This window comes from Sphingomonas sp. ABOLE (assembly GCF_003950455.1).
GTDB lineage: Bacteria > Pseudomonadota > Alphaproteobacteria > Sphingomonadales > Sphingomonadaceae > Sphingomonas > Sphingomonas trueperi.
In genome coordinates this window covers 196,607-207,787 of the sequence record NZ_QQWY01000003.1, presented here as the reverse complement: position 1 = coordinate 207,787, position 11,181 = coordinate 196,607, and the positions used below count along the sequence as shown (strand labels likewise).

Annotated in this window: 8 protein-coding genes; 5 read left to right on the top strand and 3 right to left on the bottom strand. The window is 67.9% G+C overall.

Features of this window, described 5'->3' with window-relative positions; translation table 11 throughout:
• Positions 1 to 236 precede the first annotated feature (236 nt).
• From cysD to CA234_RS03505, 3 genes are read left to right on the top strand one after another with little or no spacing between them, the layout of a single operon-like run.
• On the top strand, positions 237 to 1,175 hold the full coding sequence (gene cysD / locus CA234_RS03515) for a sulfate adenylyltransferase subunit CysD (RefSeq protein ID WP_241213222.1): 939 nt from the start codon (positions 237 to 239) through the stop codon (positions 1,173 to 1,175).
• Complete coding sequence (gene cysN, locus CA234_RS03510) at positions 1,175 to 3,088, top strand: sulfate adenylyltransferase subunit CysN (RefSeq protein WP_126000890.1); 1,914 nt, start codon at positions 1,175 to 1,177, stop codon at positions 3,086 to 3,088. Before cysD ends, cysN begins: the two co-directional genes overlap by 1 nt.
• Positions 3,070 to 3,813 (top strand): 3'(2'),5'-bisphosphate nucleotidase CysQ, encoded by a 744-nt coding sequence (locus tag CA234_RS03505; RefSeq protein WP_126000889.1) that lies wholly within the window; start codon positions 3,070 to 3,072, stop codon positions 3,811 to 3,813. The genes cysN and CA234_RS03505 overlap by 19 nt, the downstream gene beginning before the upstream one ends.
• 287 nt (positions 3,814 to 4,100) lie before the next feature.
• On the opposite strand, the gene CA234_RS03500 is transcribed toward CA234_RS03505, so the two are convergent.
• The gene (locus CA234_RS03500) at positions 4,101 to 6,893 is read right to left on the bottom strand and encodes a TonB-dependent receptor (RefSeq protein ID WP_126000888.1); all 2,793 of its coding nucleotides are present in this window, start codon (positions 6,891 to 6,893) and stop codon (positions 4,101 to 4,103) included.
• Positions 6,894 to 7,125: 232 nt separating this feature from the next.
• Between CA234_RS03500 and CA234_RS03495 the strand changes: the two genes are divergently transcribed.
• Both CA234_RS03495 and CA234_RS03490 read left to right on the top strand, forming a co-directional pair.
• Positions 7,126 to 8,346 (top strand): histidine-type phosphatase, encoded by a 1,221-nt coding sequence (locus tag CA234_RS03495; RefSeq protein WP_126000887.1) that lies wholly within the window; start codon positions 7,126 to 7,128, stop codon positions 8,344 to 8,346.
• A 74-nt stretch (positions 8,347 to 8,420) separates the two neighbouring features.
• Entirely contained in the window at positions 8,421 to 9,053 is a 633-nt protein-coding gene (locus CA234_RS03490; RefSeq protein WP_125972586.1) for a twin-arginine translocation pathway signal protein, read from the top strand.
• A gap of 18 nt (positions 9,054 to 9,071) precedes the next feature.
• Here the strand turns inward: CA234_RS03490 and CA234_RS03485 are convergent, their stop codons facing one another.
• Both CA234_RS03485 and CA234_RS03480 read right to left on the bottom strand, forming a co-directional pair.
• Positions 9,072 to 10,241: a glycosyltransferase gene (locus tag CA234_RS03485; protein WP_126000886.1), complete on the bottom strand. Its 1,170-nt coding sequence runs from the start codon at positions 10,239 to 10,241 to the stop codon at positions 9,072 to 9,074.
• Complete coding sequence (locus CA234_RS03480) at positions 10,241 to 11,017, bottom strand: DUF2334 domain-containing protein (protein WP_126000885.1); 777 nt, start codon at positions 11,015 to 11,017, stop codon at positions 10,241 to 10,243. Before CA234_RS03480 ends, CA234_RS03485 begins: the two co-directional genes overlap by 1 nt.
• Positions 11,018 to 11,181: the final 164 nt, after the last annotated feature.

Below are 11,181 nucleotides of genomic sequence, written 5' to 3'. Positions count from 1 at the left end.
CGCTCGACCTCACCCGCATCAAGAACAGCCTGAACAGCCCGGTCCTCGTCGACCTGCGCAACATCTATCCGCCCGCGGAGCTCGAGCGCGCCGGCCTGCAGTACACCGGCGTCGGCAAGCCGAGCCGCGACTGATCCCGCTGCCCGCCCCCGCCGCAGGATCGGCCGGGGGCGGGTATGCCGCACTAAACATTTACTAGATCGCGCGGGCGCCCGGGGCTTTTTACATGCCCTTCCATGCTGCAAACGAGCACCATGGATTCCGCCACCGCGTTCCCCGCCCCGCTGACTCATCTCCAGCGGCTCGAGGCCGAGAGCATCCACATCCTGCGCGAAGTCGTCGCCGAGGCCGAGCGGCCGGTGATGCTCTATTCGATCGGCAAGGACAGCGCGGTGATGCTCCACCTCGCGCGCAAGGCCTTCTATCCGGCGCCCCCGCCCTTCCCGCTCCTCCATGTCGACACGACCTGGAAGTTCAAGGCGATGTACGAACTGCGCGAGCGCTCGGCAGCGAAAGCGGGCATGGAACTGCTCGTCCACCAGAATCCCGAGGCCAAGGCGCGCGGGATCAACCCGTTCGATCATGGTGGCCTCCATACCGACCTGTGGAAGACCGAGGGGCTGAAGCAGGCGCTCGACAAATACGGCTTCGACGCGGCGTTCGGCGGCGCGCGGCGCGACGAGGAGAAAAGCCGCGCCAAGGAGCGGATCTTCAGCTTCCGTACCGCCAGCCACCGTTGGGACCCCAAGAACCAGCGGCCCGAGCTTTGGCGGCTGTACAATGCCCGCAAGGCCAAGGGCGAGAGCATCCGCGTCTTCCCGCTCTCCAACTGGACCGAGCTCGACATCTGGCAATACATCCTCGCCGAGGGCATCGAGATCGTGCCGCTCTACTTCGCCGCCACCCGGCCGACGGTGGAGCGTGACGGCATGCTGCTGATGGTCGATGACGAGCGCTTCCGGCTGCACCCCGGCGAAGTCCCGGTCGAGCGCTCGATCCGCTTCCGCACGCTCGGCTGCTACCCGCTCACCGGCGCAGTGGAGAGCACGGCGAACACGCTGGAGAGCGTGATCCAGGAGATGCTGCTCACCACCACCAGCGAACGCCAGGGCCGCGCGATCGACCACGACCAGACAGCCAGCATGGAGAAGAAGAAGCAGGAGGGGTATTTCTGATGACCGCCTACCGCCCCGACGCGCTGATCGCTTCCGACATCTCGGCCTATCTCGAGCTGCACCAGCACAAGTCCCTGCTGCGCTTCCTCACCTGCGGCTCGGTGGACGACGGCAAGTCGACGTTGATCGGTCGCCTCCTGTACGATTCGAAGCAGATCTTCGAGGACCAGCTCTCGGCGCTGGAGAGTGACTCGAAGCGCGTCGGCACCCAGGGCCAGGCGATCGACTTCGCGCTGCTGGTCGACGGCCTCGCCGCCGAGCGCGAGCAGGGCATCACCATCGACGTCGCCTATCGCTTCTTCGCGACCGAGAAGCGGAAGTTCATCGTGGCGGATACGCCCGGGCACGAGCAGTACACCCGCAACATGGTCACCGGCGCCTCAACCGCCGACCTCGCCGTCATCCTGATCGATGCGCGCAAGGGCGTGCTGACTCAGACCAAACGGCACAGCTTCCTCGCGCATCTGCTCGGCATTCGGCACCTGGTGGTGGCGGTGAACAAGATGGACCTGGTCGACTATGACCAGGCGGTGTTCGACCGCATCGTCGATGCCTATGCCGAGTTCGCCCAGTCGATCGGCATCCAGGATTTCACGCCGATCCCGATCTCGGGCTTCCAGGGCGACAACGTCACGACGCGCAGCGATGCGATGCCCTGGTTCGGCGGCCCGGTGCTGCTCGACCATCTCGAAAGCGTCGAAGTCAACGGCGACATCGATCGCATCAAGCCGTTCCGCATGCCGGTGCAATGGGTCAACCGACCCAATCTCGACTTTCGCGGCTTTGCCGGATTGATCGCCAGCGGCACCATACGCCCGGGCGACCCGGTCCGGATCCTGCCCTCGGGCCGCACCAGCACCGTCGCGCGCATCGTCGCGATGGGCGGCGACAAGGACATCGCGGTCGCAGGGGAATCGGTCACCCTCACCCTCGCCGACGAAGTCGATTGCTCGCGCGGCGACGTGATCGCCACCGCCGACGCGCCCCCGCAGGCCGCGGACCAGTTCAAGGCGACCATCGTCTGGATGGACCCGGCCGAGCTGCTGCCCGGCCGCGCCTATTGGCTCAAGCTCGGCACCCAGACGGTCAGCGCGGTGATCCGCGCGCCCGAATATGCGATCGACGTCAACACCATGGCACGCGCGCCCGCCAAGACGCTGGCGCTGAACGACATCGGCGTGGCCGAGGTGGTCACCGACCGCGCGATCGTCTTCGAGCCCTATGCCGAGAGCCACGATCTCGGCGGCTTCATCCTGATCGACAAGCTGACCAACGCCACCGTCGGCGCCGGCATGCTCGATTTCGCGCTGCGCCGCGCGCAGAACGTCCACTGGCAGGCGGTGGAGATCACCCGCGAGGCCCATGCCCAGCAAAAGGGCCAGCAGCCGCGCCTGCTGTGGTTCACCGGCCTGTCCGGCTCGGGCAAGTCGACGATCGCCAATCTCGTCGAGAAGAAGCTGCACGCGCTGGGCAAGCACAGCTTCCTGCTCGACGGCGACAATATCCGCCACGGGCTAAACCGCGATCTCGGCTTCAGCGATCAGGACCGGGTGGAAAACATCCGCCGGATCGGCGAAGTTGCCAAGCTGATGACCGATGCCGGGCTGATCGTGCTCACTGCCTTCATCTCGCCCTTCCGCGCCGAGCGGGCGATGGTGCGCTCGCTGCTGCCCGAGGGAGAGTTCTTCGAGATCTTTGTCGATACCCCGATCGAGGAGGCCGAGCGCCGCGACGTAAAGGGGCTCTACAAGAAGGCCCGCGCCGGCGAGATCGCCAATTTCACCGGCATCTCCAGCCCCTATGAGCCGCCCCTCGCCCCGGAGATCCGCATCGACACCACCCGCACGAGCCCCGAGGAGGCCGCGGAGCAGATCGTCGAGGCGATCATGGGCGTATGGAGCCCGATGCTGTGAACGACGCCCAGCTGGCCCATGCCATCGCCGAGGAAGCCGGCGCGCTGCTGCTCCGCATCCAGGGCGAATGCGCCGGGGGTGCACGCGGGGACGAGGAAGCGAATGCGCTGATCCTCGACCGGCTGCGCGCCGCCCGGCCCGACGATGCGATCCTTTCCGAAGAGTCCGCCGACGATCCCGTCCGCCTCGGCCGCAGCCGGGTGTGGATCATCGACCCGCTCGACGGCACCCGCGAATTCGCCGAGCGGCGCGAGGATTGGGCGGTCCACGTCGCACTCGCCATCGACGGCGCCCCCGCCGTGGGCGCGGTCGCCCTGCCCCGGCTGGGGCTGACGCTGGCCAGCGACACGCCGCCCGCGCTCGCCACGCCCCAGCAGCCGCCGCGCATGCTGGTCAGCCGCACCCGCGCCAGCCAGCTTTGCGCCGAAGTCGGCAGTTCGATCGGCGCCGTCCATGTCGGCATGGGCTCGGCAGGCGCCAAGGCGATGGCGGTGGTGCGCGGCGAGGCCGAGATCTACCTCCATTCCGGCGGCCAGCATCAGTGGGACAATTGCGCACCTGTAGCAGTGGCGCTGGCGGCGGGGCTGCACGCTTCGCGCATCGACGGCGCGCCCATCGTCTACAACCAGGCGAGCACCAGCGTGCCCGATCTGCTGATCTGCCGCCGCGAATGGGCAGAGCCCGTGCTGGCCGCGGTGGCCGACTGCAATCGATTGGATCGTTGAGAAAGCGTTACGGAGAAACCCGGATCGGACTCCCCCCGAATGGCCGGAATCGGCCCGTGCGGCTATCTGGAGGGCACGCGAACGGCAGCGCTTCCCCCCGCTCCCTTCGCCGGTAACCGCGTATCGGCCAGCCCTGAACTGACGCAGGGCATAGCCAGTTTGGAACAAGTCGGCGTTCCACGACCGATCCCCCCAGTGGGGCGCCGACTTGTTTTCCACGTACGAGCGTATCGCTTGCGCATGACGGGCCGGTCCGCTTCCCTCCCTAGGCGGACCGGCCTTTTTGTTCAGAACGCGTAGGACAGGTTGAGCATGTAGGTGCGCCCCACCTCGACATAGCCGCCCTTGCGATCCACCGAGAGCAGCGCCTTGCCGACTCCGGCCGTCGACCAGTAGCTGTGCGAATCGAGCAGGTTCTGCACCGACACGCCGGCGGTGAGATGCTGGTTCACCGCATAGCTGAGGATCGCGTTCATCGTGGAGACCGGCTGGACATAGGTGTCCGGCTGCGACGAGCGCAGGTCGTACAGCTTGTTGCCGGTATAGGCGTAGTTCAGCGCGGCGTTGAACCCGCCATGCACCCAGAACAGCTCGGTGTTGAACATCACCTGCGGCGCCTGCGGCATGCGCTGACGGCGATAGCCGTTCGAGACGTACACCGTCGCATCCGCCCGCTGCAGCGTCACGTTGCCCTGGAAACCCAGCCCGTCGAGCAGGCCCGGCAGGCCCTTCAGGCTGTAGCGCGCGAACAGTTCCACGCCGTAGACGCTGCCCTTGCCGCTGGTGTCGAGCGTCTCGATCTCGACCCCGTCGGGCGAGAGCTGGCTGTTGGGCGAGGTCCACACGTTGAGGTCGCCGGTCGCGTTGGTCGAGCCGGTCGAGAACATCACATGGTTCAGGCGCTTGTAGTAGAGCGACGCCGAGAACAGATCGGTGCCCGCCCCCTTGTGCTCGATCGAGGTATCGACGTTCCACGCCTCCACCGCATCGAGATTGGGGTTCGGCACGAAGATCGAGGTGATCTTGCCGCTGTCGTCGCGCGAGACGCTGGTCGGCCCGAGCAGCAGGTCGAACGCCGGGCGCGAATAGCTCTTGCGCACCGAGAAGCGGTACACGGTGTTCGCGCCCGGGCGATAGGAGGCGATCAGGCTCGGCAACCACTGGTCGTAGCTGCGCGCGCTGGTGGTGAAGCCTGCGGTCTTGCCATTGTCCTGCCAATAGCGGCCCTGGAACCAGTTGTGCTCGTAGCGCAGGCCCGGCGTGATCGTCAGGCCGCCGAACGCGAAATTGGCGAGGATATAGCCGCTGGCGCGATGCTCCTTGCCGTCGAGCCGGTTCTCTTCCAGCTTCACCGGATCGATGCCGGACAGCTTCGACAGCGACAGCTTGGCGTTCTGCGCCTCGATCCAGGCATGATCGGGGATGTAGAACGGCACCTGCACGTCGTTCATGAAGCCGTTCAGCCGCTTGCCCGGCACCGCGGTGAGCTTGGTCATGTTCGGGTCGGTGGCGGTGAAATCATATTCGAGCGCACCATCGTCGCCGAGGCTGTTCGAATAGCGCTTCGAGGCTTCGTACTTGGTGCCTGCCTGGATCGAGGAAAGCCCGCGATCGCCGAAGCGCCAGGTGCCGTCCAGCCGGCCCTCGAGCTTCGATTCCCACGAATCCTCGAACTGCGCCGTGGTGTAGGCCTGGGCGAAATTGTCGAGATTGGTGATCGTGTTGCGGGCGTCGTCGGTCAGCACCACCTGCGGGTTGGTGCGATCGGCCAGGCCGGTGATCAGCTTGTAGGTAGCCGGGCCCGTCGCATTCGGCCCGATATAGGTCGGGCTGCCCCACTTGGCCTGGATGCGCAGCGGATAGCTCGTCGCGCCGCGCGAATAGGCGCCGTTATAGTCGAGCGTCAGGTCGCCCAGCCGGCTCTCACCGCCGATCTTGGTGGTGAAAAGCCGCTGGTTGCTGTGCTCGGTACGGAAATAGTTGGTGCCGCCGAGACCGTACATCGCCAGATAGCCGGCGCTGTCATAGTTGGAACCCAGCTTGCTGCCCGCGTTCGGGTTGGTCTGGCCGGCGGTGAGGCCCACGCTGCGCGCGGCAGTCTGGTCCATCCAGTTCTTGAGGCGGTATTCGCCATAGGTCGTGCGGGCATAGAGGTCGGTGCTGTCGCCCTTCCATTCCAGGTTCACCGTGCCGCCGAAGCGCTCGATCTTGTTCTGGAAGATGTTCCACTCGACGCCGACCGGCACCGCGTTGGCGAGGTTGTCGCGCACCGCGCCCGGCACATTGCCGTTCTGCTTGGTGTAATCCTTGTGGATCGCCACCGACTCGCTGAAGACGTTCTTCTTGCCGTAATAGCCCGAGGCATAGACGCCGAAACTGCCGAACTGCTGGGCGGTTTCGAGCGCGATCGTGCCGCCCCAGGGATCCTGGTCGCGCGCAGCCGCGCGGCCGGCGATCTGGCCCTGTGCGCGGATCTGGAAATGGTGCGCGCCGAAATCGAAGGGCGAGGCGGTGCGCAGGTCGATCACGCCGGCGATGGCGTCGCCGTCCTGCGCCGCGGTCGGTGCCTTGTCGACGCGAACCTCGGAGAGCGCGAAGGGCGACAACAGGTTCATCGAGATGGCGCGGGTGCGCGCATCGGTCTGCGCCAGGCGGACGCCGTCGAGCGCATAGGCGTTGTAGGCGGTGTCGAGCCCGCGGATCGACAGATACTGCGCCTCGCCGGTCGAGGCGGCGTTGCGCGACTGGTCGACCGAGGAACTGACGCCCGGCAGGCGGGTGAGCAGGTCGGCCAGGTTCTGCTGCGGCTGCGCGCGCAGTTCCTCGCCCGAGACGATGGTGACGAGCGAGGCGCTCTTCACCTGCTCCTCCTGCACCGTCTTGATCGCGGCGCGCTGGCCGGTGACGACGATCGTCTCGCCGTCGCGCGTCTGATCGTCATTGTCCGAGGTCGGGGTGTCCGACGCGGCTGCCGCGACGGTGTTCTCGCGCGGCGTGGCGGCCCATGCCTGCCCCTGTGCGATGAGTGCGACCATGCCCCCGCCCAGGAGCAGCGCGGTGCGCTTGTTCCAGTGTCCCATTGGTTATGTCCTTCGCTGGATATTGGTGCCAGCCTGTTCCTGCTGGTCGCTGCCGCCGCTAGCTGCGGCTGGCGGCAATTCAGCGTAGCCTCCGTGGCAATTTCAGTATCCCGGGGTTACATTTTTGCTGCGATGCAGCGCAAATCGCGGAAATCACAGGAGCAATACCAATTATTAAATTGGTATTCTTTTTCGTCACACAGCTTTCACGCGCGAAGGCTAGCATCCGCCGATGACCACCTCTCCTCTCGCGCGCGTCGGCGCGCTTGCTGCGCTCGCCCTGTTCCCCACCGCCGTCCAGGCAACGACGACGCCAAAGCCGCTGCATGTCGAGCGGCTGGTGCTGCTGATGCGCCACGGCGTGCGCGCGCCGCTGGACGGCGAGGTGCCGCCCGCGACGCGCACCGGCCAGCCCTGGCCGCGCTGGAACGGACCGGCCGAGCAGGTGACGCCGCACGGCGCTGCGGCACTCCGCGCGCTGGCCAAGGCCGATCGACGCTGGTTCGCCGCCGCCGGGCTGGTCGCCGCCAACGGCTGCCCCGATCCCGCGGCGCTGCGGCTCTGGACCAACAGCTCGCCGCGCACGATCGCCAGCGGCCAGGCCTATGCGGCGGGCTTCGCGCCCGCTTGCCAGGTCGTGGTGGGCCACAAGCCCGAAGGCACCAACGACCCGATCTTCGAGCCGCTGGGCGCCCATCCCGCCGCGTTCGACGCGGCCCGCGCGGTAGAATCGATCAACCGCTATACCGGCGGCGGCGAGGCGCTGACCCGGCGCCATGCCGAAGGGCTCACGCTGCTGGAGCAGGTGCTCGCCTGCCCCATCGCGCCGTGCAGCCCGGTCGAGCCCTCCTCGGTCCGCGCCAGCGAAGACGGCCATGGGATCGACCTCAAGGGTCCGATCCGCGCCGCGTCGGGCACCGCGCAGGTGCTGATGCTGCAATATCTCGAAGGCCTGCCGCTGGCGCAGGTCGGCTGGGGCCGCGCGACGCCGGCGCGGCTGGAAGCACTGGGCGCGGTCCACGGCGCGCTGTTCGACATATTCAGCCGCCCGCCCTATATGGCCGCCTTCCAGATGGCGCCGACGGTCGACCGCATCACCCGCGACCTGACCGCCGCCGACGCGCCCAAGCTGGACGTGCTGATCGGCCACGATACCAACGTCGCGGCACTGGCGGCGGTGCTGGGCGTGCCGGTCAAGGCGCCGGGCTTCGCGACCAACGATCCCTCGCCGGGCGGCGGCATCGCCATCGCGCTGGTCAAGGCACCCAATGGCCGCCAGGCGGTGCGCCTCTGGTACCGCAGCCAGAGCGCCGCCGACATGCGCGCCGCCCGCGACCGCACGGTCTGGACGCCGCTCCGCCTCAAGGGCTGCGACGAGGGCGCCGAGCACCGCTGTGCGCTGCCGGCGTTCCTGAAGCGGCTGGAGACAGCGACGGCACCTGCGCGCGGCTAGACCCCGCGGCTGGGGTAAACGTCGTATTGTTGCAGCGACCTGCGGGCTCGATCCAGCCCGGGGAGATTGCACGCATGACGACGGTACTTCGCAGCCTGACCCTGGCCTTGGCCGCCGCCGCGGTGTCGCCAGCAGCGCTGGCGCAGCAGCTGCCCGCGCCTGCCGCCGCGGAGGAAGCGGGCGGAGCTTCGCCCTTCGTGCCTGCCGGATTCGCACCACCGACCCTGGTGGACGCGCAAAGGTTCAAGCTCGTCCCGCTCGGGCCCGCTTTGGTCAAGATCGACTTCGACGCCTATATGTCGTCGATCGACCATCTCCAGAAGACCTTCACGCGCAGCACCGCATGGCCGCACCCCGGCATCACCGATGCCGATGCCATGCGCGACATGGAGACGGAACAGGCCCGCTTCCGCGCGCGTCGGTCCTTCGCCTATGCGGTGCTCTCCCCCGATGGTCGCCGCGAGCGAGGATCGGTGTATGTCTCGCCCAGCCCGATCCCCGGCTACGACGCCATGGTGCGGCTGTGGGTGACCAAGGCGGACCATGACGCCGGGTTCGACGCCGAACTCTATGCGTGGGTCACCGAGTGGATCCGCACGGACTGGCCGTTCGCGCGGGTGGCCTATCCCGGCCGGTCGATCGACTGGGGAACCTGGGACGCAGCCGTTGCCGCGGAAGCAGCGAAACGGCCGCGCCCGGGACCGTAAGCGCGAGGCGCCGCGCCCTTACGCCGCGCGCGAGTACGCCATCGCCTGGTAGCTCGCGAACAGTTCCTCGAAATGCTGGTCCATCGTCCGCGTCGACGGCGCGTCCGCGGTGGCGCGCATGCGGTGGAACATCGGGGTGGTGTCGACGAAGTGGGTCAGCGCATCGCGCAAGGACACCGGGTCGGCCGAACGATAGAGCATCCCCTGCCCTTCGACGAACTGGTCGGCGGCGCCGCCCTCGTCGGGAACGATCAACGGCAGGCCACTGGCGCGCGCTTCGGCGGCGACCATGCAGAAGGTCTCCGCCTCGCAGCCATGGACCAGCGCGTCGGCGCTCGCCAGCACCCGGGCGAGCTGCTCGCGGTTGCTGGTCGGCTCGAACAATTGGGCGTGCGGGTTGCGGCCGATCGCGGTGATCACCTTGGAGCGGGCGGTGCCGGTGCCGATCAGGACCAGCCCCATGGGATGCCGCCCCGCCGCCGCCTCGGCCGCCTCGATCACCATCGGCCAGCGCTTCTCCGGCGCCAGCCGGCCGACGCCGATCAGCAACGTCGCCTCGGGCCCCAGCCCGCAGCTCGCCAGCAGTTCGGCACGGAGCGATTCGTCGCGCAGGGTAGGGCTGAAATAGCCGGGCTCGACGCCCATCGGGATCGTCGCCACCTTGGTCAGACCGCCTTCGGTCAGCCGGCGCGCAAGCCCCTGCCCCGCCGTCACCACCTGGTCGAACCCGTCGTCGAGCCGGCGGAGATGCTGCCAGAAGGAGGAGAAGCCCTTGTCGATCGTCTCGCGGTTGGCAATCGTGCCGAACCAGCGATAGGCATAGGCGGCCAGCGGATCGGCGTGCATCACCAGCGACCGCGCCGCCGATCCCTGCCAGCGCGCGACCATCGAGGCGCTGCGCCAAGGCGACGAGGCCTCGACGAAATCGGGCCGCCAGCGGTCCAGCGCGGCGTGGAGCGCGGGCTCGTCGTCGAAATAGCGGTAGCGGCGGTCGAGCGGCAGCAGCGGGGCCGGGATCGTCGCAAGGATCGCGCCGTCGCGCGCCTCGAGGATCTCCTCGCGCTCGCCGGGGGCGAGGATGATGATCTCGTGGCCCAGCTTGGCACCCAGCTCCATCTTGCGACGGACATAGGTTTTCACGCCGCCGCCATAGGGGCTGTAGAAGGCGCAGACGTCGAGGATGCGCATCAATGCGTCTCCAGCAGTTCGCGATATTGGCCGAAGCGGCCGCCCTTGGTCAGCGCACCGAGCGTCTTGTCGATGCTCGTCAGCAGCGCCGGCACGGTGATGTCCCCCGGATGCACGCCAAGCCGCATCGCCGGGCGGCGCGGCAGCAGCGTGCGGGCGAGCGCGGCCACGGCGAGCGAGGAGGCAATCCGGCTCTTGCTGCGGCTGGCCCAGGTGATCACCGGGCCCTTGGCGAGCACGCGGTCCTGCTGCTGCGGCGCCCAGACGCGGAAATGATCCTCGGCGAGCGCGAAATCGAGATCGCGCAGCGCTTCGCGGGCGCCGTCGCCATAGAGCCAGGCGGGGGCGATGAAGCCGGTGACCGGGCGGCCGATAATGTCCTCCACCAGCGCCCGGCCGCGCGCCATCCGGTCGCGCGCGGTGGCATAGTCGAGGCCAAGGAACTCGCCCTCGCCCGCGGTCATGTGCCTGGCCTTGAAGCGCGCGCCGGCCGAGGCGTGCTCGGAGACGTCCTTGTGGAACCAGCCGTGCAGGAACATCTCGATCCCCGAATCAGCCCAGCCACGCAGCCGGGTGGCGAAGGGGCTGCCGGGGACCAGCGGGGCCGATCCCCAATGGTCCGGCACCACCAGCATCGCATAGCGGGGCGCGCCGATATGCCGCAGGAACAGCTCGGAAAGCTGGTCGACCGCGCCCTCGGAACGGGGCCCGACATCGTGGATCGATGCGAGCAGGCTGGGGCCTCGGGGCCCTTGGGGGCGGGTGGTTGCGGTCATGCTATCGTTCTTTGCTGCAGGTGCGAGCGATATAGACCGCCGGAACTGGGCGGCAAGCGGGCGGAATTCCGGCTTTTTCTAACGCGCGGAATACCAAGGACTAAACGACGCGAGGCCCCTCGATCCGCACCAACGCTGCCATAATCGACGCGAAGCGGACATCC

Bases quoted from the DNA above. Each gene is read 5' to 3' on its own strand.
- CA234_RS03480 (WP_126000885.1), bottom strand. From the start codon at position 11,017: ATGACCGCAACCACCCGCCCCCAAGGGCCCCGAGGCCCCAGCCTGCTC.
- CA234_RS03485 (WP_126000886.1), bottom strand. From the start codon at position 10,241: ATGCGCATCCTCGACGTCTGCGCCTTCTACAGCCCCTATGGCGGCGGC.
- CA234_RS03490 (WP_125972586.1), top strand. From the start codon at position 8,421: ATGACGACGGTACTTCGCAGCCTGACCCTGGCCTTGGCCGCCGCCGCG.
- cysD (WP_241213222.1), top strand. From the start codon at position 237: ATGCTGCAAACGAGCACCATGGATTCCGCCACCGCGTTCCCCGCCCCG.
- CA234_RS03500 (WP_126000888.1), bottom strand. From the start codon at position 6,893: ATGGGACACTGGAACAAGCGCACCGCGCTGCTCCTGGGCGGGGGCATG.
- CA234_RS03495 (WP_126000887.1), top strand. From the start codon at position 7,126: ATGACCACCTCTCCTCTCGCGCGCGTCGGCGCGCTTGCTGCGCTCGCC.
- CA234_RS03505 (WP_126000889.1), top strand. From the start codon at position 3,070: ATGGAGCCCGATGCTGTGAACGACGCCCAGCTGGCCCATGCCATCGCC.
- cysN (WP_126000890.1), top strand. From the start codon at position 1,175: ATGACCGCCTACCGCCCCGACGCGCTGATCGCTTCCGACATCTCGGCC.